Annotated in this window: 21 protein-coding genes; 6 read left to right on the top strand and 15 right to left on the bottom strand. The window is 44.7% G+C overall.

The annotated features are described in order from the left end of the window. Nucleotides 1-67 precede the first annotated feature (67 nt). The 8 genes from H1230_RS16225 to H1230_RS16190 all read right to left on the bottom strand — a co-directional run bounded on the left by H1230_RS16225 (nucleotide 68) and on the right by H1230_RS16190 (nucleotide 7,376). The gene (locus H1230_RS16225) at nucleotides 68-784 is read right to left on the bottom strand and encodes a 4'-phosphopantetheinyl transferase family protein (RefSeq protein ID WP_481857071.1); all 717 of its coding nucleotides are present in this window, start codon (nucleotides 782-784) and stop codon (nucleotides 68-70) included. Beyond that, a complete protein-coding gene (locus tag H1230_RS16220; RefSeq protein WP_239710631.1) occupies nucleotides 777-1,055 on the bottom strand; it encodes a hypothetical protein in 279 nt (92 codons plus the stop codon). Before H1230_RS16220 ends, H1230_RS16225 begins: the two co-directional genes overlap by 8 nt. 221 nt (nucleotides 1,056-1,276) lie before the next feature. Further along, entirely contained in the window at nucleotides 1,277-2,026 is a 750-nt protein-coding gene (locus H1230_RS16215; RefSeq protein ID WP_239710629.1) for an ABC transporter permease, read from the bottom strand. Continuing rightward, a complete protein-coding gene (locus H1230_RS16210; RefSeq protein WP_239710627.1) occupies nucleotides 2,019-2,756 on the bottom strand; it encodes an ABC transporter ATP-binding protein in 738 nt (245 codons plus the stop codon). Before H1230_RS16210 ends, H1230_RS16215 begins: the two co-directional genes overlap by 8 nt. Before the next feature lie 191 nt (nucleotides 2,757-2,947). Beyond that, the gene (locus tag H1230_RS16205) at nucleotides 2,948-3,868 is read right to left on the bottom strand and encodes a hypothetical protein (RefSeq protein ID WP_239710625.1); all 921 of its coding nucleotides are present in this window, start codon (nucleotides 3,866-3,868) and stop codon (nucleotides 2,948-2,950) included. A gap of 109 nt (nucleotides 3,869-3,977) precedes the next feature. Beyond that, nucleotides 3,978-4,667: a response regulator transcription factor gene (locus H1230_RS16200; protein ID WP_239717377.1), complete on the bottom strand. Its 690-nt coding sequence runs from the start codon at nucleotides 4,665-4,667 to the stop codon at nucleotides 3,978-3,980. Beyond that, entirely contained in the window at nucleotides 4,667-6,133 is a 1,467-nt protein-coding gene (locus H1230_RS16195) for a sensor histidine kinase (protein ID WP_239710623.1), read from the bottom strand. The genes H1230_RS16200 and H1230_RS16195 overlap by 1 nt, the downstream gene beginning before the upstream one ends. 109 nt (nucleotides 6,134-6,242) lie before the next feature. After that, nucleotides 6,243-7,376: an MGDG synthase family glycosyltransferase gene (locus H1230_RS16190; RefSeq protein WP_239710621.1), complete on the bottom strand. Its 1,134-nt coding sequence runs from the start codon at nucleotides 7,374-7,376 to the stop codon at nucleotides 6,243-6,245. A gap of 183 nt (nucleotides 7,377-7,559) precedes the next feature. Here H1230_RS16190 and H1230_RS16185 point away from each other — a divergent pair, with 183 nt between their 5' ends. Together H1230_RS16185 and H1230_RS16180 are read left to right on the top strand one after the other, a co-directional pair. Further along, entirely contained in the window at nucleotides 7,560-9,017 is a 1,458-nt protein-coding gene (locus tag H1230_RS16185) for a hypothetical protein (RefSeq protein WP_239710619.1), read from the top strand. 301 nt (nucleotides 9,018-9,318) lie between these two features. Further along, nucleotides 9,319-9,849, top strand: coding sequence for a C40 family peptidase (locus H1230_RS16180; protein WP_239710616.1), 531 nt, complete (start codon nucleotides 9,319-9,321; stop codon nucleotides 9,847-9,849). Nucleotides 9,850-9,883: 34 nt separating this feature from the next. Here H1230_RS16180 and melA read toward each other — a convergent pair whose 3' ends face one another. After that, nucleotides 9,884-11,182, bottom strand: coding sequence for an alpha-glucosidase/alpha-galactosidase (gene melA / locus H1230_RS16175; RefSeq protein WP_239710613.1), 1,299 nt, complete (start codon nucleotides 11,180-11,182; stop codon nucleotides 9,884-9,886). Nucleotides 11,183-11,431: 249 nt separating this feature from the next. Here melA and H1230_RS16170 point away from each other — a divergent pair, with 249 nt between their 5' ends. Beyond that, a complete protein-coding gene (locus H1230_RS16170) occupies nucleotides 11,432-12,298 on the top strand; it encodes an AraC family transcriptional regulator (RefSeq protein ID WP_239710611.1) in 867 nt (288 codons plus the stop codon). A gap of 17 nt (nucleotides 12,299-12,315) precedes the next feature. Here H1230_RS16170 and H1230_RS16165 read toward each other — a convergent pair whose 3' ends face one another. Then, nucleotides 12,316-12,930: a DedA family protein gene (locus tag H1230_RS16165; RefSeq protein ID WP_239710609.1), complete on the bottom strand. Its 615-nt coding sequence runs from the start codon at nucleotides 12,928-12,930 to the stop codon at nucleotides 12,316-12,318. A 45-nt stretch (nucleotides 12,931-12,975) separates the two neighbouring features. After that, nucleotides 12,976-13,431 (bottom strand): divergent PAP2 family protein, encoded by a 456-nt coding sequence (locus H1230_RS16160; protein ID WP_239710607.1) that lies wholly within the window; start codon nucleotides 13,429-13,431, stop codon nucleotides 12,976-12,978. Between the two features lie 149 nt (nucleotides 13,432-13,580). On the opposite strand from H1230_RS16160, the gene H1230_RS16155 reads away from it, so the two are divergent. Further along, nucleotides 13,581-14,156: a phosphatase PAP2 family protein gene (locus H1230_RS16155; RefSeq protein WP_239710605.1), complete on the top strand. Its 576-nt coding sequence runs from the start codon at nucleotides 13,581-13,583 to the stop codon at nucleotides 14,154-14,156. Here the strand turns inward: H1230_RS16155 and H1230_RS16150 are convergent. The 4 genes from H1230_RS16150 to H1230_RS16135 form a co-directional block, all read right to left on the bottom strand. Beyond that, nucleotides 14,133-15,533, bottom strand: a complete 1,401-nt coding sequence (locus tag H1230_RS16150; RefSeq protein WP_239710603.1) for a HAMP domain-containing sensor histidine kinase — start codon at nucleotides 15,531-15,533, stop codon at nucleotides 14,133-14,135. The two genes, H1230_RS16155 and H1230_RS16150, sit on opposite strands and share 24 nt — an antisense overlap. After that, nucleotides 15,530-16,201, bottom strand: coding sequence for a response regulator transcription factor (locus H1230_RS16145; protein WP_239710602.1), 672 nt, complete (start codon nucleotides 16,199-16,201; stop codon nucleotides 15,530-15,532). Before H1230_RS16145 ends, H1230_RS16150 begins: the two co-directional genes overlap by 4 nt. 402 nt (nucleotides 16,202-16,603) lie before the next feature. Further along, complete coding sequence (locus H1230_RS16140; RefSeq protein WP_239710600.1) at nucleotides 16,604-17,122, bottom strand: GrpB family protein; 519 nt, start codon at nucleotides 17,120-17,122, stop codon at nucleotides 16,604-16,606. Beyond that, nucleotides 17,082-18,326, bottom strand: a complete 1,245-nt coding sequence (locus H1230_RS16135) for an MFS transporter (protein ID WP_239710598.1) — start codon at nucleotides 18,324-18,326, stop codon at nucleotides 17,082-17,084. Before H1230_RS16135 ends, H1230_RS16140 begins: the two co-directional genes overlap by 41 nt. Before the next feature lie 138 nt (nucleotides 18,327-18,464). On the opposite strand from H1230_RS16135, the gene H1230_RS16130 reads away from it, so the two are divergent. Together H1230_RS16130 and H1230_RS16125 are read left to right on the top strand one after the other, a co-directional pair. Further along, nucleotides 18,465-19,262, top strand: a complete 798-nt coding sequence (locus H1230_RS16130) for a GNAT family N-acetyltransferase (RefSeq protein WP_239710596.1) — start codon at nucleotides 18,465-18,467, stop codon at nucleotides 19,260-19,262. A 65-nt stretch (nucleotides 19,263-19,327) separates the two neighbouring features. After that, complete coding sequence (locus H1230_RS16125) at nucleotides 19,328-19,669, top strand: DUF4190 domain-containing protein (protein WP_239710594.1); 342 nt, start codon at nucleotides 19,328-19,330, stop codon at nucleotides 19,667-19,669. Nucleotides 19,670-19,692 lie beyond the last annotated feature (23 nt).

The following is a 19,692-nucleotide window of genomic DNA, read 5'->3' as shown; positions in this document are numbered from 1 at the left end:
CAAGGGCTGCCTAATGGGTCTAGCGTACCACATGGTGGCCCTATTATTCATCTGAATGCCAGCACAATCACATATACTCCAGAAAGGCTTGGGTCATCTCTTCAAAGCTGAGTAATGTCACATGGTCCGGGAAACTATCATTCGCTGCACATAGGGATAACCGATAGTCAGGATCGATGGCATATTGTCTGAAATAACAAACTTTAAATTCATTCTGAGTGTTAAGCTCGATTCTTTCGTTATTCTTCCTGATCGTAAAAGACGACAAAGAAAGATACAGTCCCATACCTGTAGCTTTGATATAACTTTCCTTAAGAGTCCACAAGTCAAAAAAATACTTCTGTCTGGCTTCTCCTTCTTTGTGCAACAAAAGGTCGTTATACTCCTGCGGGGAGAAGAATCGCTCTGCAATCTCCAGATGTACCTCGCCTATCTGTTCCATATCTACTCCGATAGGTACGGAGGAAATGGCGGAGACGGCCCAACTAACGGAATGAGTGTTATTGAAATGCAAAGTCTCATTTCCCTGTAACAAAGGTTTTCCGTAGCGATTAAAGTTCAATTCGATTTCACTATTCTTGATGTTTAGCCTGCGGCAGATTGCAAGCCTGGAGAGGATATCGGCCATCAGCGTCCTAAGGGAATCCTCCCTCTTCACAAAGCGGCGTATTCGTTCCCGCTTGACTGTGGAAATGGCGCCCATAAGCTGGGATACGACCTCTTCATTGTCTTCCAAAGGGAGTTTAACCCCATAGATATCCATCTCATCCTCACGCCTAACCATAATACGCCACCGCGAAATGAAAGCAGGCTAGAAACAAACATACAACCGCCGCACCCAATAAGATCAGTGAGATTGCAGTATTCCTGCGCATTTTGATACCATAAGCACCAAAGAATAGGCCAGCAGCAAATTTAGAAAGGCTTTGAAAATACATATTGGAAAAAGCTGAGCTGCTAAAAATAATCGAGGTAAGCAAGGTAACCATAATAAATACCTTAAACCACTTAGGCTCCATTAGAAATAGTTTGATAAATCCCTTAATTTGATCCAAGATGAGCCCCCTCTATTTAGAATCCTATAATACACCTTATAGAGTATTCGTGGGTTCACTGAAATTTCCTGCCTGATAACCCAATCCAGAAGCACCTACTTCGGCAATCAATACAGATTCTTGTTACTAATAACAAAAAAACCACGATCCCCGCTCACCTTAAATGTTCCGCAAACAACATTTAGTGAGCACCCAAGATGTGGCTGTATCGTATTCCGTCATTAAGCTTCTTTACGATCAAAGAGAATATAGCCTAGGGTGAAAAACAAGATCAATCCGGATGTAACAAACAATGAGGACGTGATCAACTTTCCAGCAGATACGGTATGACTTAACCAGAGCATATACCAGTCCGTATAGGAGGCTAGAGAAAAGGAGGAGAAACCCTTTAAGAAGAAGGGAGTAACTTTGGCTGCCGCATAAAGAAGAATGGAGAATACCAGAAATCCACTGGCGCTTCGGAAAAATTGGGCAACGAACACAAACACCGCGGAGAGCGCCCACATCGAGAAAAAGGCGGCTATATATGCTTTTCCATAGCTAAGCCAGTTTATCGTTCCCAGTTCCTGACTCCCAAGAAAAGCATTACAGGCACTTGTCACTACTGCCAAGATAAGAAGTACAGCAGCAATGGATATCCCCAGAGCAAGAATTTTGGCCGTGTACACACTGACGCGATGGATGGGCCGCAAGAGAACTATTTTGAGAGTCCGAGCCGAAATTTCCTGAGGAAACAGATCAGCAATCGTTAGGAATAGAAACAGCGGTATTATAAAAATCGTATAAAGGTTCAGCATTTGTATAGGGTAAGAAGAGCTGGCTGCGACTAATCCCAGCATAGGCTGCAGAGCATGGAAGGTCAGGGCCAGCAGAATTGGAATAGCAGCAGCAAGGATAAAGAAGAACAGCGTCTTCCGGCGATACAACATGAGCAGTAATTCATTCTTAAGTCCCGCATGTAAATTATACATTCCGTGGCCCCCCTTTCGCCTTCTGTAGCTCACCAATATAGTACTGCTCCAGTGAAGGAATATCCTTTAGTAATTCTGACACGTTTCCTTCCTGAACTAGCTCTCCTTCATATATAATACCGACCCGATTGCATAGTTGCTCCAGTTCATGAATCATATGACTGGATATTATAAAAGTGATCCCCTCCGTTTCTGATAAACGGGTTACCAGTTCACGGAAGAGTACGATGCCTTCAATATCCAAGCCATTTGTCGGCTCATCCAGAATGACCAGTTCGGGGTATGGCATAATAGCAGCGGCCAAAGCCAGCTTTTGCTTCATGCCCGTGGAGAAGTGTCTTATTTTTTCTTTAACATTAGCAGTGAGGCCAACAATTTCAAGTACCTCCTGAATTCGTTCCCTTTGCACATTGGGGTAGAAACTAGCTACCGACTTCAAATATTGACCTGCTGTAACATAGTCATAGAAATCTGCGGATTCAATCATACAACCTACCTTGTTCATGGCAGCAGCAAAGGATTGCTCCGTATTGTGGCCAAATAAGGTTACTGAACCTTGCTTCGGAGCGATCAGTCCAGTCATCATCTTGAGCAGTGTCGTCTTGCCAGCACCATTCGGGCCAAGCAGACCATAAATATCTCCCTTATACAGCTCAAGTCCAACATTTCGAATGCCTCTGCCATTCCGATATTCTTTCGTCAAACCGCTTAATTTAGCGATACATTCCAAGCTTATCTCCCCTTTGGCAAGAAGAAACGGCTTTGCCGTCCTTTACATGGACGGCACCCGTTTCTTCGAGAAATATAAGGATAAGTTATCGTGTGAAACCTATAACTTCTTATATTTTAAAATAAACAACGGATAAAGCAAAACTCACCTTATCCGCTGTTACATGCTTAGAATTGCAAGCTGCTTATCGTTTATTCGTGAAATCGATCCCCATGATGCATAGATAGTTGTTTCACTTGTTTACCCGTCAGGTCAATAGAATCAGGAGTGGTTCCATTGAAGCCTGATAGCTGTACATCCAGATTGGATGTTAGTGTATGTGTTGTGCCGCTGGCATCTTTACCAGTAATCGTAACAATAAGCTGTTGGCTTTCCAGCTCATTTGCAGCGTTAATGTCAGCATTCAAACTTACGCTTTGAATTTGCACACCTTCGGTCAGCGATAGATCTTTGAAATCAAACAGGCTTTGGTGAAAGAGCGCTTGCGGATCATTCTCTTTCGTGACACCCTTGTCCTCAGTCTGTCTGTCTTCAACAGCAGAAGCATGTTTAAATACGATCGGAACTAAAGCTTGGACAACCGCAGGAATCTGCGCACTCTCTAACTGCAGCGAAATATGCTTAGAGCCATCGGATGCAGTGGTCGATGTGACCTCATTCTGTAAATTCCCTACCAGTGCATCAATTACGGTCTCTGCTTCATTATTGATCCATGTTGCATCCTTGTTCTTGCTCTTATCTTTCTGCTCGGATTTGTCCGGCAAGACGTAGTAAATGTCGGAAGCATCACTTTTCAATACTTCTCCGTCAGCCTGATTATAAAGACTAAGGGACTCCGTACCTTTTGTACCGCTAATCTTCACAGTACCGCTTACAGCTTCATCCTGCAAATTGGCCTTTAAGCTTCCTTGAGCCTGACTTAGCAGACTGCCATTATCCTTAAGAACGGCAGATACCTGGGCGGTAACACTCTCTAGTCCTTGGGTATTCTTAAGCGCCGCCTTGTAATCATCATAACCCGAGGTGCCTGCAAACGCCGTTAAACCGGTAGCCAGCATGATCACACCACTGATTCCGACAGCGCCTCCTGTCATAAGCCACTTCTTCTTCATCTCTTTAGCCTGCCTCTCACACAAATTTAGCCTTACTCTACCAGTCTAGACTCTAAATATAAATCCCTAGTGAAGAGAATATTAAATAAATCTTAAGTGACGATATGTCTCAGCCACGAAGGCGGTAACCCGCGCCCCAAACCGTTTCAATGTAGATGGGATTGGCCGAATCGGGCTCGATTTTCTCTCTCAGCTTGCGTATATGGACGGTGACTGTCTGGGTATCCCCTAAGGAATCAATCCCCCACAGTCTTTCGAACAATTGATCTTTGCTGAATACCCGGTTCGGATGGAGCGCCAGGAAATGAAGCAGTTCAAATTCCTTGGTTGTCAGCATTACTTCCTCATCGCGCATAAAGGTGCAGCGGGTGTCTGGGTCCAGTCTCAGCTCACGGACTTCGACCTCATTGGATGAGGTCCGGCGGCCCTTCAGTCTGTCATAACGCGATAGATGAGCTTTTACCCGTGCAACTAGCTCCGCAGGTTTGAACGGTTTGGTAATATAATCATCAGCTCCAAGTCCCAGCCCACGGACGATATCGATATCTTCCCGACGGGCCGTAACCATAAGGATGGGTATATCAAGCTCGTCGCGAATTTTTTTACATACCTCAAATCCATTCAACTTTGGCAACATTACGTCAAGCACAATGAGATCGTATTTGCCCGACAGCCCCTTCTCCAGTCCCTCTTCGCCATTCACAGCGATTTCAGTCAGGAATCCGCTCATCTCCAGATAGTCTCGCTGCAGTTCAGCAATAGCCGGTTCATCTTCAACAATTAGAATGTTCTTATTCATCATTGCGAGCTTCCTTCCTCTTCAATCGGTAAGACAATATAAATTCGTGTGCCTTCTCCTTCTACACTTTCTGCGTATATATCACCCTTATGTCCCAGCATGATGCCTTTAGCGATCGCCAATCCTAGTCCACTGCCTCCGGTATAGCTATTTCTTGATTGCTCCGCCCGATAGAATCGTTCGAAAATATGTCGAACTGCTGCTTCCGGAATGCCAGGACCATTATCTTCAATAACGAGGATGATTTTATTATTCTGGGCAAATGACTGTAAAGAGATTCTCTTCTGCTCTTTGTTCATATATTTGATGCTGTTCTGTATCACATTACTCAGCACTCGCTTAAAGGAATCGCGGTCAACCGCAACGTGTATTCCTTCCTCAATTGCAATCTCCAAATTCAGCCTGACCCCCTGCTTCTCCAGTTCCATTTGTAATTCCTCCGCCCAATCCTGCAAAAAGGCGTAAATCGGTACAGACTCGAACGTAAAGGGCAATTTTTGCATATCCAGCTTGGAGTACAGAAATAATTCATCAATCAGCCGATCCATTTCTCCCGCCTTCGTGGCAATGGTCCGCATGTACTTTTCACTTTTTTCCGGCGAGTCTGCCACTCCTTCTAGAATACCGTCCACATAACCTTTGATAGCTGTGAGTGGTGTCTTCAAATCGTGGGAGATATTAGTGATCAGTTCCTTGCGATTGGATTCATACTGAAGCTGCATCTGGATTGATTCTTGTAAGCGTGATCGCATTTCTTCAAAAGCCATCCCGAGCTGGCCAATCTCATCCTTGCCGCTAACCCGGACCTGAAAATCAAGGTTACCCTCAGAAACTTGCTGTGCTGCCTTGCGCAGCTCAAGCAATGGCCGAATAATCCGTTTGGACATGAAATAGGTCAGCAACGTATGTGTCAGCACCAGTATGACCAACGTGGAAAGAAACAAAATAGGGAAAAAGCTGCGGGCAAAATGTACGAGCGGGTCAATCTCAGTCAGAAGGAACAAACTGACCGGCTGCAGATCCTTAGTAGAGAGATCATACTGTACAATCTGATACCAGACATTTCCGTCCGCTTTATTTTTCAGTTCACTCCAGATACCGGCATGTTTGAAGGATGGTAGTCCAGCGATCAGTTCTTTTTGTGATAAAATATAATCCGACGAATACAGTACATCGCTTCCCGAGCGGATATATAGATAGGTATTTTTATTGAGCATGTCCGCAGAGATATCATCCAGAAAGTGCTTGTCCGTCAGTAAATCCGGGTCGTTCAGAATCGTATACTTGATCAGGCTATGATAATCACTTTCTTCCAGCCCCTCAAATTTCATCTCATGGGCGCTTTTCAGACTTTGTAAATCACCGCGAAAGACAACTGCAAGCAGCAGAGAGGTCGCAATTAGCAGAATAAGCGGAATAATTAACATGGCTGCATAGGATAAGAGCAGTTTCATACGAATTGACATCACTTGGGTTCCTCTCTAACAATATTCTACCACTCCCCTATAATCATACGACAGAAAGCAAGGAAGGAGATAGTCCTGGCACAGATCCCTTTTAATGTTACTCATGGAGTTAAATTTGTTGAGCACATAGATCCTGCTCTGTTGCCTCTAGTACCTCAGAAACAATGGTTTGAGACGACTCTTTACGAGTGATGGTATGCATGAAACGCTGCATTTCTTCCCGACACGGCTGGATTTCCAGCTGGCGCAATCTATGGATTAATTCATGCTTGTTATAGGCAGTATATATAACCCTCAGTCCAGTTAACAGGTGAGCATTGCCTTCCTCCTGACCTGGGAGCGGACGGTATACGATAACAGGCAGTGACATGGCAATAGCCTCAGTGAGAGTAATCCCTCCTGCTTTAGTCAACAGCCCGGAGGAAACAGCCATGAGTTCATGCATTTCTTCTGTGTAGCCCAAGATATGAATACGGGGATTGTGAAGATAAAGATCTACTAGAGATAACCGTAAGCCTTGGTTATTCCCGCAAAGTACAACTAAATCGAAGTCGGAATATTCAAGTACGGTAGTTATCATCATACTGATATTGGACATTATGCCATGGGCTCCGGCTGACAGCAGAATATAGCGTCGACTTTTGCTGAATCCATGCTTGATCAAGAGCTTTTCCCGATCCATAGGTTCACAAAATGCTTCCCGAATCGGAATTCCGCTAATCGTGATCCTCTCCTCAGGAACACCTGCAGACAGCAAAGCCTGCTTCATGCTTTCCGTAGCGGTGAAATACTTCAGCGTAGAGGGGTGAAGCCATCTGCCATGCAGGACATAATCCGTAAGTACGGTAAATATAGATACCTCACTCCCTGCTTCTTCACTCAGCTGTGAGGCCACAAGATAGGGAAAGGTATGAATGATAATATCCGGGTGTAACTCATCCAAAATGGACTTCGCCTTTTTTTTGCCTATGGAATGCAGAAACTGACTGAGGGGCTGCTCAGGCTTCATTCTGCTCGTGATTCTGTATAAAAATCCATAAAGTTTAGGTACATAGACGGCGGTAATCAAATAGAACCTCTGGAATAGTTCATTTAGATAAGGATGAACTTCAGCGAAGAGGTCCACAATATATACTTGGTCTATTCCTTTCTCTTTAAAGGACTGTTCAATAGCCTCAGCTACCTTGGCATGACCGTCTCCGAAGGCAGCAGATACAATAATCACAACAGGATTTGGTTTCATGAGAGGGCTCCTTTTTATCTTTGCTCCCCTTTACTTTAATCCTCAATCATAAACGGAACGTGAAACAACTCTTAACAAATTATTAATTTATTTTCATTTGGATCTCAAGGTGTCAGCAATTTAACCATTTATTAGGAAAGTATAGGTATAGTTGGACTTACACGGGGGGGGTTATACATACTAATGAAATCAAAATGGTTCAAATTGCTATACGGAGCTCTAATTATTATTGTCGTCATGCTAATGATCCCTAAATATTCATACAATGATCCGGATACCTTCTGGCACATTGAAGTGGGTCGCTATATGCTGGAACACGGAACCATATTGCACCATGCCATACATACCTTTTATGGAGACAAGCTGCCCTATGTGCCGCATGAATTCGGATTCCAGCTATTGGTTGCCCCTTTATATCAAGCATTTGGGTGGCCTGGTGTTTATGTGCTGACAGCTGTTTGTTTGTTCTTTCTTATCCTTGGGCTGCTGCGGTTAGGCAGAGTCTCACGTAAAGAATTGGGACTTCAGGAGGCGCACCCGCTATTGCTTCCTTTTGTACTACTCATCTCCTGCTGGATTTATTACAACTACTTTAAAGGAAGACCACAGATGATTTCCTCATTTATGATTGTCTGGTTCTTCGTTTATTTACGTGAATTCCAGCTGTTGACCCGAACCAAATATGCTATAGCGATGATTGCTCTCTCTTGTGCAATCGCCAACTTTCATGCGGGTGTGTGGCTGGTTATCGTTGTGTTTACGGGAATGGCTTTTATTGAAGCACTGATTGCGAAGAAGCTTACATTGCGAAGGGTTGTAGTGTTCATTCTTGTAGGACTGGTCGGGCTGCTGAATCCGGGCGGCATCAAGAGTCTGCTCTATATTCTGACGGTAACCCATAAGAACTTTAACATGCTGATCAATGAGTGGCAGCCGATTCAGTTCAACCGACCAGATAATTTCCCTATTCTGCTGTTGCTGTTGTTCTTTGCGGTGACGCTGCCTTTTTCCCTTCATCGCAAGCCATTCCGTTTCTTTATGATGCTTGGTATTTTATATTTAGGGGTTTCCAATTTCAAGCAAAATCTGTTCATGTGGCTGTTCATCCCTTATTTTGCAGCGGTGTTCTTTGAAGTGATTCCCAATTTACGTTTCCTCAGGAACTTTCAATTACGCAAGCGAACCCTTATCCTCTGTCTGGCCCTGGGATTGCTCTTTAATATGGCTTATGTATTTATCGTACCACCCGTTATTGATGCCAAAAGCTATCCGGTAGAGGAGATGACCTATATTCTGGATCGCACACCTCAAGGGAACCGTCCCAAAGTGCTGGCTAAGTACGGTTCATCCGGTTATGTCATGTTCCGGGGAGGCGATGTCCTCTGTGACGGAAGACAGGACCCTTTTGTCACCAAAGCATCGCTTGGAGCTATGGGCTGGACCGCTTTCGAACGTTCGATGTATGGATTCTCTGATTATCTGCCGGACATTGTGAAATACGACCATCCTGATTATGTCATTGTGCAGAGCAGTGTCTCCGGAAAACTATATAGAGAATGGGTGGAAAAATTTGGCCAGCCCGTGTTCAAGGGAAGCTACGGAAGTGTGTTTTATTTTGAACAACAAGCCGATAAAGGTTGACTCGGTATCCGCTTGCTTGGCATTTTTTTGAGATAGACTATAGGCTTTTACGATATGGACTATAAGACAAAAAGACCATGGGGAATCCCTATGGTCTACTTGACGTTCCTGCTCAAAAACCTGCTCAAAAAACTTGTCAAGGAAAAAAGATTCTTAATATTCTCATCATATTTTAATAAACAGACCCAAACACTTGGTGGCCGTGAATTGTTGCAGCAGGTGGTAATTTATGTGAAGTTATAATGTGATAAGGTTTGTACAGGTAGTTTCCCAATATTCCAAACAAACAGGAGGTTAGGATATGTCTATCACAAATAGCCACAATCGACTCCGCAAAGTATGTGTCGGTGTCAGTCTGAGTATTGCATTAGCCGCTTCAGGTATCGGAATGTTTGAAAGCTCCAATACAGCCTACGCTGCAACTGCATCAACAACTAAAAGCGTAACTGCACAGACCACAGCGGATCAGATCATCGCCAATGGACTCCGTCTAGAAGGTGTTCCCTATGAATTCGGAGCCGAAGCAGGTAGAAGCTCCAGCTTTGATTGCTCTTCTTTCACACAATATATCTTCGCACAGAATAACATCACCCTACCTCGTTCTTCCACACAACAATCCACAGCTGGAACGTTTGTAGCCAGAAGCCAGCTTCAGCCCGGAGACTTGGTGTTCTTCTACTCCCCTATTCATCATGTAGCCGTCTATATAGGTGATGGTAAAATACTGCATACCTTCGGGGAAGGTGGAGTGACTGTCACTGACTTGAACACTGGCTGGTGGGACGAGCATTATACGACAGCCCGCCGTGTCTTGCCGGTGAGTGGTAACTGAGTAATTAAAAATTTATTATCTGGCTGTCGCGCCTTTAGTTATACTGCGGCAGCCATTTTCCATGTGCGGAGATTAGCTCATCACACATACTTACAATATCGTCCATCGACAGTTCGGCTGCTGTATGTGGGTCCAACATCGCGGCATGATAAATATGCTCTCTCTTCCCTGTAACGGCCGCTTCGATCGTAAGCAGCTGTGTGTTGATATTTGTGCGGTTCAATGCCGCGCATTGCGGAGGCAAATCACCGACGAAGGTTGGTGTGACTCCACTGCTGTCCACCAGGCAGGGAACTTCTACACAAGCTTCTCTAGGCAGGTTGGTAATGAGCCCTGTATTCATTACATTGCCGCCGATCTTGAAGGGGATGTTGGTTTCGATGGCTTCCATAATGTAAGATGCATATTCGTGTGAGCGCTCATGCTGTAGCTCTTTGTTGTTGACCAATTCCTCACGCATTTGCTGCCAGCGCCCGATTTGCTCCACACAGCGGCGGGGATACTCATCCAGTGGAATTTGGAAGCGTTCGATAAGCTCCGGATAATTGCGTTTGATGAAATAAGGATGGTACTCTGCATTATGCTCTGATGACTCCGTAATATAATAACCAAATTTCAACATCATTTCATAGCGAACCATATCACCGTGAGGTTCCTGTTGCAACGCTACAGCCCGCCGTTTGATCTCGGGATATAGATCCTCCCCATCTTTCGATACCTCCAAGAGCCAGGCCATATGGTTAATTCCAGCGATCCTGGCTTGCACTCCCGTCTGATCAATCCCCAGATGCTCGAACAAGCCGGGAATACATTGCTGAACGCTATGACATAGCCCTACCGTCTGCACACCTCCATAAGTGTTCATCACATTCGTCAGTACCGCCATTGGGTTCGTATAATTCAGAAAAAGTGCATCCGGGCAAACCTCATTTATGTCTGTCGCGAAATCCAGCATGACCGGAATCGTACGCAGATTGCGGAAGATCCCACCAATTCCGGCCGTATCGGCAATCGTTTGACGCAAGCCATACTTCTTGGGAATTTCAAAATCAGTAATCGTACAAGGATCATAACCACCGACTTGAATGGCATTAATAACATATTTTGCACCGCGCAGCGCTTCTTTGCGATCCGTATAGGCTTTGACCTTGCAAGTACTCCCGCTGCTGCTTTTTATATTATTCAGCATATTTTCCGAATCGGTAAGGCGCTGAAGATCAATATCAAACAAGGCCAGCTCGAAACCTTGAAGCGCGGGTGTTCCCATACAGTCACCTAATACGTTTTTGGCAAATACGGTACTTCCTGCACCGATAAATGTAATTTTGGACATAACAAATACTCCTCCTTATTGTAGAGGCGATCCTGCGCAGTCAACGCAATTATGGATACTATTAAAGGAACCGAATAGCTTATAATTGCCGGAATAGCAGGTATTATTCGCTGCTCTCTTCACTACCAACTATAAATTAAAGTGTTAACAATGAGTATGGAGAAATACAAGAGAGATATGGATGTTTGTTGCATCTGAACGAGGATTGTTATACTCTCAGAGGAATACTTACTCTTTAGGAGGCTGTCCATGAATCCGGAACATTATCAGTTTACCGCAGGTTTTAATCTCTTGCCGGATGAACATGACCTAGCTGTATTATTCAGTGGTGAAGGCAACCCCCACCCGGGGCATAAGATAGGACCGTCTGTTCATGATTATTATCTCATTCACACGGTACTGGATGGAGCAGGAACATACCAGAGCGGAAGTATCTCGCAGAAATGCACCACAGGTGATACTTTTGTGATCTTCCCTGGATCGCTTTTCAGCTATCAGGCGGACTTTAATACACCATGGCATTATGTCTGGGTTGCCCTGCAAGGCGATACGGCCCAGCAACTGCTCAGTGAGATAGGCGTTACAAGAGATAAACCACTAATTCACATAGAGGACACTAGTGAGCTCTATAGCTTCTATGAACGGATTCGTTTATGCTTTCAGCAGTCGGCCCATCCCCGACTGGAAAGTCTGGAGGCCTCGGGCTGGCTCCGCCTGCTGCTTCATCATTTTGGATTAACCAATCGCAGCATCCTGCCTGTCCATCCGCTGGAATTACCGGATGTGATCGACCGCCAGATCGACCAGGCTATCCGCTGGATCTCGCTGCAATTCTATCAACAGATCAGTATTGATCATATGGCCTCAACCCTTGGCTATCACCGGGCACATCTGTCCAAGGTCTTCAAGCAGAAGACGGGACTGTCACCCAAGCAGTATTTACTCAAGGTGCGAATGGACAAAGCCAAGGATTTGCTGGGAGGTTCCTTAACCATCAACCAGGTTTCTTCCTCCGTTGGTTTTAATGATGCGCTTTATTTCTCCAAACAGTTTCGCAAATGGAGCGGAATGTCGCCGAGTGAATTCAGAAATAAATTACGCATAAATGAGAGCTAAAGCGTAGGAATTTCTACTTACGCAACACGCTCTTTTTTTCTGCGTACTAACCATACTATTAACAAAAGTACTACGGCTGCACAGATGATGTAACTGACAGGGCGCAGATAAGTCTCCACTATGCTCCAATTATCCCCTAAACGGTAGCCTAGATACACAAGCGCCATGTTCCAGGGTAAAGATCCGAGAAAGGTAAAGAGAATAAATTTCCATGCTCTCATGCCGGCAATCCCAGCTGGTAAAGAGATAAAGGTACGGATAAATGGCAGCATGCGTGTGAAAAAAACAGTACTTTCCCCGTAACGGTCGAACCAACGCTGCGATTGTTCCAGGTGGCGGGCATTAAAGAAGATATACTTTCCGTATTTCTCCAGCAATCTTCGACCACCAACGGCCCCAACGTAAAAAGCGATAATCGAACCTATAAGATTCCCCAATACGCCAACCGCCACCACTTCGGTAAACGTTAACGTGCCTTGAGCTACCAATAAGCCCCCACTAAGCATAATTACCTCACTCGGAATCGGTATACAGGCACTCTCCAGTATCATTCCGATCCAAATGCCCCATAAACCCATGGTATTGACAAGATTTAGGGCCGTATCTGATATCCAGGCTACGATTTGATGCATGCTGCCTCACTCCATCCTCCAATAGTTGGATCTCTCTTTACTCTCTTAAGCATATAACGTGTAATGCAAAAGAATGCTGATCCCAATCCCAAATATCGCACCAGCAAGCACTTCAATCGGACGATGCCCTAGCAGTTCCTTTAGCTCGATGATTTTTGGACCATCATCTTTGAGCAGTGAGGGAGTAGATTTCGATATTCGATTCAAGAATGAAGCGTGCAGCCCGGCATGTCGACGAATTCCTGCTGCATCGTACATCGTAATAGCACTGAGCACGGTCGCAATTGCAAAGGTGGAGGAATCCAGTCCCTCGCTTATGCCAATTGCTGCGGTAAGAGAGGCAGCTGCAGCCGAATGAGAGCTGGGCATGCCTCCCGTTCCGATTGCTAGTGCAACGTTCCATGATTTACTCCAAATCAGATTAAAAGGAACTTTAATGAGCTGCGCGGCAATCATAGCGATCAAAGCAGCCATAAGGGGGAAATTGTGGACAATTTGCACGGTAGGTTTCTCCTTTTTGGTAACGTCTATTTAGATTTACAATACATCCCAATGATTAACAGTTTATGAAACAATCATTAAAAATATATAAATTTAAGCGTCTGTTAATAACTGAAGATTATAATCGAAAGAAAAAAAGGGGTGGAGAAATGAATTATCAATTGTTTAAGATTGTCAACAGTTTTGCCGGGAGAATGGACTGGTTTGATGATGTCATGGAAATATTTGCGCAGGATATCGTATGGTTACTACTAGCCTTGCTGGTCACATTATGGATCATTGGTACAAAAGAAGATCAACGGTCTGTGTTCTATGCATGCCTGTCTGCCGGAATCGCACTATTGCTGGCAAGCCTGTTGATTTCACCTGAGGTTAATCAGGCTAGGCCGTTCGTAAGCCATACTGTCCACCAGCTCATTCCGCATAGTGCCGATCCCTCCTTTCCCAGTGATCATTCCACACTTGCCTTTTCATTGGCCTTCAGCGTGTTGTTTATCAACCGCAAATGGGGCCTAGCGGCATTTGGTTTGGCTTGTCTGACCGGGGTTGCAAGAGTATACGTAGGCGTCCATTATCCAGGAGACATTATAGGCGCCGGAGCACTATCTTTTATCATCTGCGTAAGTGTATTCCTCTCGCGTTCTTGGCTTCAACCGCTGCCGGACTTTTTCATCCGAATCAATGAGCGATTGATTGCTGTATTACCTGGAAAGAGGAAAGGATAAGGTCACGATTGTTCCCCTTCCAGATATGCTGGTAATACTGATCTCGCCATCATATCTGGCAACCAGTCGTTCCGCGATCGCCAGACCCAGACCGGTACCTCCCTGCTCGCGGCTTCTTGATTTATCAACACGGTAAAAGCGCTGGAACACATAAGGCACATCCTCTTGTGGAATGCCAATGCCCTGATCAGTCACCTTAATATACACTCTCTGATGTTTTAATGAGCCCTCTACCGAAATTTCCTTGATCTGAGCCGAATATTTAATGGCATTATCCAGCAGGATGAGTAGAATTTGCTCCAAATGATTGGGATTGATATTTATCTTCGCCTGTTCAAGAGGTTCCAAATCCTGATGGAATCCAAAATCGGTATGCAACATAACAAAATTCTTCAAGGTATACTCTATTGTATCTCTTATAACTGCCGAAAAATGATATCCGGAGGAAGGATCTGCTTCCGCTCGCGTAAGCTCCAACAGCTCATTTACGATTCCTTTTAAACGCCCCAGCTCTTGAACGGATACGTTAAGTGATTCCTCCAAAATATCAGGATCATGTTTGCCCCAGCGGTTCAATAACGAGATATGCCCCTCGATGATGGAGATTGGGGTCCGCAGCTCATGCGAAGCATCCTCAACGAACTGTTTCTGGTTATGAAAAGACCGCTCCAACTGATCCATAAGTTCATTAAAAACTATGGATAAATGAGCCAGTTCATCATTGCTGTTCGAAATCTCAACTCGTTCCTGTAACCCTTTTTGCTTAATATTAGTCATCGTGTCCGTTAGCGACTGTATTGGGCGTAGTAATTGACGGGACAGAAATATCCCTCCCAAGCCACTAATCACAATAGCCCCCAACCACCCCGCAAGCATAACTGCCAGCAGCATATTACTCAGTTGGTCCGAGTTCTCCAGATTATTCACGATTTCAATCGTACCTGTGAACTGAGAGGTCTGCAGCGGACTTCTGATGATCAACAAGTGCTCTTCCTCATGCCATGAGCTTCTCATAGTAGTCCTTATGGAAACCTCTGGTTTCACCCAATCCTCTGGCATCATCTCCGAGACGGTAAGTATGGGGATACCTTGCTGATCCAGAATACGAATCATCTGATGGCTCTCATTAATACTATTAATAAAAGCGTGACTGTTCATTATCTCCTCTGCATTCCCATTCTCGGCTGTAAAATATCCTTGAATCTCTTCCATGTTTTTCTGAATCGCCTTTTCCTCCTGATGAAACATCCATTGGTTAATGACAAAATACTGGATTCCGTTATAGGCAAGGAATAAGACACACAATAATAAGGAGGACCAAATGGCGAGCTTCCAACGAATGGACAACCGTGAGAAGATTACTCTCAAGCGAGTCATTTTCGAATCACATACCCCAAGCCACGCAGTGTCTGCACTACGCTCGGTTGTCCCGGCTCATCTATTTTGCTTCGAATATAGCTGATATACACATCCACTACCTTCATATCCACTTCTGAATCATAACCCCAGACCGACTCCATCAGCATTTCCCTGGTCATCACCCGTCCTATGTTCTCCATCAGCACCATTAATATCTCAAATTCACGTTTTGTCAATTCAATAATTTCATTGGATTTCTTCAAGGTTCGGCCTTCAATATCCAGCTCCAGGTCATGGCATTGCAGCATCCGCCCCTCATTAAGGGAACCAGACCTTCTAAGTAAAGATCTCATACGTGCCAGCAACTCTTCAATGGCAAAAGGTTTGGGGATATAATCATCAGCACCACTGTCCAGGCCGTTTATCTTGTCCGACAAGCCATCTCTGGCTGTAATCATTATTACCGGAGTCTGCTTCACCTTTCTGATGCGACGACACAACTCCAGACCATTCAAGCCAGGCAGCATTAAATCCAGCAGGATCAAATCCCATGCTTCATCTAACGCCAACTGCAGACCTTTAAGTCCATCATGGGCAAGGGTTACCGAATAAGATTCATGCTGGAGCTCAAGTTCAATAAACCGTGCTAAATTCTTCTCATCTTCTATTACCAATATTCTGTTCATAAGTGCTCCTTTCTGCTTGATTTCATGAATACGAGTAATTGCAACTTTAGCCTGTAAGTCCAGTCTACTAGCTGATCATTAAGAAGTAATTAATTTCATATAAGTTGAACTTAAGATTTTCCTGAATCGGCTTTAATCGTAACTGCGGTGAATGTTTGGACTTCCGGCCGCTGTTGCGGATGAAATCCGGAGACAGCCTTTGCTTTCGATGCGAGCTTTCCTACGGAAAGCATTCAGGCGGTCGCTATCGCTCCTACAGTTCCAAAATTCCCCTCCGTTACTTTTACCTCTCGCTAAGTTTTCTAGTTCAACTTATATTAAAATAGTTTTTTATCTTTGCACAAAAAAGACAAGCCGGAACATTACAGAAATGTCCGGATCGTCTTTAGAATAACTGCTACTCTAGTTCATTGCCTTCTCTAGGATGGATGTAACGATTGCGGTCTTCCCTTCACCATATGCATCAATGTCATGTCGGTATTGCTCCGCTAACTGCAACTTTACCGCTTCGTACTCCAGGCGGGCCACGGTGTTTGAACGTAGATAGTCACGAAAAGCGATATGCTCTACATAACCTTTACCATTCTTCGGACATACATACAAATGATAATTCATAAATCTGTCATTCTCACTTCTCCGGAAGGCCTCGCGTCCTTCAATCCCCAGATTTCCCTGATGCTCATAGCCATATTGCTGCAATCGTTCAATAATCTCTGGCAAAACCTCATAGCTCTCCATCACGAGATCAATATCAATAATGGGTTTAGCTGACAACCCTTCTATTGACGTGCTGCCCACATGCTCAATGCCAATAATAAGATCACCTACATAGGTCAATAACTGTTCTTTAATTCTGTTAAATTCTGTCTTCCACACAGGATTATATGGAAGAACCTCTACGCCCTTCGTCTTCTCTGCCACGCTTGACACCTCCTAAACGATGAAATCCCCAAACCATTAGTGCTACAGCAATGAAGGTTCCCCCTGTCCAGCAGACACCACTCCAGCCCCACAGATGCCAAGCATAACTTCCCAATGTAGAGCCAACGGCGCCTCCAGCAAAAGTGCTGACCATAAATACTGTGTTGATCCGGCTACGAGCGGCCGGCTCCAGCGCGTATATCCGTGTCTGATTGCTAACCTGTGTCCCCTGCACTCCAAGATCGAGCACAATCACTCCGGCAATCAGACTCCAAATGGATAGCCCGGATAATCCAAATAATCCGTAAGCAAGCAATGTCAGTACAATTAGAACGCCAATAATCTTCTTGGGTGCCACCCTATCAGCCAGCCTTCCGACAACAGGTGCACCTGCTGCACCGGCAACGCCTACCAGTCCAAACAATCCCGCAATGGAGCTGCTGTAATGGTAGGGTGCCCCTTCCAGATAGAAAGCGAGCGAGGTCCAGAACACACTGAACCCTCCAAACATAAAGGTTCCAATCAGCGATGCTTCACGCAGCACCGAATATTTGCGTATCAATCGACCCATCGATTGCAGCAGTCCTATGTACGAGGAATTAGATTCCGGCTTAGTCTCAGGCAGCAGTCGGTACAAAATCAGCGACAGCAGCAGCATAATTGCTGCAGCGATCCAGTACATGGCCCTCCAGCCAAATACATCACCTATAATTCCAGAGACGGTACGGGCCAACAGAATGCCGAATAATAATCCACTCATTACCGTACCAATAACCTTGCCACGTTCCTCTGGTAAAGCTAGCTGTGCTGAGAGAGGCACAATAATCTGCGGTACAACCGTCGTGATACCAATTGCGAAACTTGCGACATAAAGCCAAATCAAGCTTGGGGCCATAGCGAAGCCAATCAGTGAGAGCGATACAGCCACCAGCAGAAGAGTTATTAATGTCCGCCGTTCGCGGATGTCACCTAAGGGCACGAATAAAAGCATTCCGAGCGCATAACCGATCTGAGTAAGCATCGAGACATAGCCGACAGCGTTGGAGGAAGCGTGAAACGTCCGTCCAATATCAGCCAGAAGTGGCTGATTATAGTACAGATTAGCTACAGCAAGACCTGAGGTTGCAGCCAGTAACAGAATGAGACTTTTGGATAAGCCTGCTCCTCCTACTTTACTTGCAGTGACTGCGTTGGGTTGTGACATGTGTAAGCGTTCCTCCGATCATCTAGGCTGTGCAACAAACAGCTAGCTTTAATTTTAAGTATATTATATCAGTCATTGTCAATAGATTTTATGTATAATAATACTGTATTCAGTATATATATCGAGGAGTTGAATAATGTGGAGTTAACTGCTCTAATCAAGGAGCGATTATATAATAACCCTTTGCGAAATATAAGCCTGTTAAAAATGCTAAGCGCATATCCTGATGTAATGGATGTTCATCATGTGGAACAAGGGGAACAATGGGGAATACTTATGCTTCTACCCTCAACTGCCTATTCATACGATCACCGGGTATATCCTGAAGCTGATTTCATTGTATTTATGGATTACAGCAGCCCCATCGTTTTGCCGGCTCTGCTGGAACTGTTGCCAGCACAGGCCAACCTCGTCTTCAAGCTACAGGAGGAGGAATATAGAGTTGCACTCGCAGAACATTTTTCACTGCACAAAGTCCGCGGTTTCTTCTCTTACAGTACTTCGGCGGGTCAATTTCCCCCTCAGGATACAGAAACAATATTAAATCACAGCATCGATGAAAGACTGATTCCGCTATGGGAAGCAAATCAATATAGTATAGAGGAAATAATAGAGTATTTCCAGGAAGGTGCATTCTCTGTGTCTGTATTTCAAGAGGGCGTAGCTGTTAGCACCTGTCTCTCTTTCAGGAATACACAGCAGATATGGGAAATCGGAGCGGTTCATACGGTAGAGTGTGCGAGAAGACAAGGGTTGGCGCAAAAAGTGGTTCGCACCGCAATATTTCACACTTTAGAACAAGGTTATATTCCGCGTTACCACGTGCTTGAGGACAACTATGCATCTATCCAATTAGCAGAATCCCTTGGACTTAAACCGGTCGTAAAGCTGGAACACTGGATTAATTACCCTCAATACCCATACCTTAGTAAATAATATACATATTTTTGATGAGAAATCATTTATTATGAGATGAGAGTTAATTTGGGAGGTATTGTATAATGAGCTATCAGCCCTATGGAAATCAGGAATATTATCCACCCCAACCCCCACCGGCACGTACTAACGGCAAATCAATTGCTGCTCTGGTGCTCGGTATCTTATCCATTGTTCTTCCGTACATCGGCCTACTGTTTGGAATTATCGCCATCATCTTCTCTGCGATCTCCCTGAAGGAAATCCGGATGCGCAATGAACAAGGAAGAGGTATGGCTATAGCGGGGCTGGTCTGTGGAATTGTAGGCACAATTCTCTATGCAGTCATCATTGTTTTGATTATTTTGGCGATTGTATTTTTAAACGGAGATAACGTTAACGGCTTCAGCAACTTCAACAACATTTAGATTTGTACATTACCCTCATTCAA

The sequence above is a fragment of the Paenibacillus sp. 19GGS1-52 genome (genome assembly GCF_022369515.1).
Lineage (GTDB): Bacteria > Bacillota > Bacilli > Paenibacillales > Paenibacillaceae > Paenibacillus_AQ.
Note: the sequence above shows the minus strand (reverse complement) of the source record. Positions and strands in the feature narration are given on the sequence as shown.

Excerpts from the sequence above, each read along its gene's own strand:
- H1230_RS16225 (WP_481857071.1), bottom strand. The coding sequence starts at position 784 with ATGGTTAGGCGTGAGGATGAGATGGATATCTATGGGGTTAAACTCCCT.
- H1230_RS16215 (WP_239710629.1), bottom strand. The coding sequence starts at position 2,026 with ATGTATAATTTACATGCGGGACTTAAGAATGAATTACTGCTCATGTTG.
- H1230_RS16205 (WP_239710625.1), bottom strand. The coding sequence starts at position 3,868 with ATGAAGAAGAAGTGGCTTATGACAGGAGGCGCTGTCGGAATCAGTGGT.
- H1230_RS16200 (WP_239717377.1), bottom strand. The coding sequence starts at position 4,667 with ATGAATAAGAACATTCTAATTGTTGAAGATGAACCGGCTATTGCTGAA.
- H1230_RS16195 (WP_239710623.1), bottom strand. The coding sequence starts at position 6,133 with ATGTCAATTCGTATGAAACTGCTCTTATCCTATGCAGCCATGTTAATT.
- H1230_RS16190 (WP_239710621.1), bottom strand. The coding sequence starts at position 7,376 with ATGAAACCAAATCCTGTTGTGATTATTGTATCTGCTGCCTTCGGAGAC.
- H1230_RS16185 (WP_239710619.1), top strand. The coding sequence starts at position 7,560 with ATGAAATCAAAATGGTTCAAATTGCTATACGGAGCTCTAATTATTATT.
- H1230_RS16180 (WP_239710616.1), top strand. The coding sequence starts at position 9,319 with ATGTCTATCACAAATAGCCACAATCGACTCCGCAAAGTATGTGTCGGT.
- melA (WP_239710613.1), bottom strand. The coding sequence starts at position 11,182 with ATGTCCAAAATTACATTTATCGGTGCAGGAAGTACCGTATTTGCCAAA.
- H1230_RS16170 (WP_239710611.1), top strand. The coding sequence starts at position 11,432 with ATGAATCCGGAACATTATCAGTTTACCGCAGGTTTTAATCTCTTGCCG.
- H1230_RS16165 (WP_239710609.1), bottom strand. The coding sequence starts at position 12,930 with ATGCATCAAATCGTAGCCTGGATATCAGATACGGCCCTAAATCTTGTC.
- H1230_RS16155 (WP_239710605.1), top strand. The coding sequence starts at position 13,581 with ATGAATTATCAATTGTTTAAGATTGTCAACAGTTTTGCCGGGAGAATG.
- H1230_RS16150 (WP_239710603.1), bottom strand. The coding sequence starts at position 15,533 with ATGACTCGCTTGAGAGTAATCTTCTCACGGTTGTCCATTCGTTGGAAG.
- H1230_RS16145 (WP_239710602.1), bottom strand. The coding sequence starts at position 16,201 with ATGAACAGAATATTGGTAATAGAAGATGAGAAGAATTTAGCACGGTTT.
- H1230_RS16135 (WP_239710598.1), bottom strand. The coding sequence starts at position 18,326 with ATGTCACAACCCAACGCAGTCACTGCAAGTAAAGTAGGAGGAGCAGGC.
- H1230_RS16125 (WP_239710594.1), top strand. The coding sequence starts at position 19,328 with ATGAGCTATCAGCCCTATGGAAATCAGGAATATTATCCACCCCAACCC.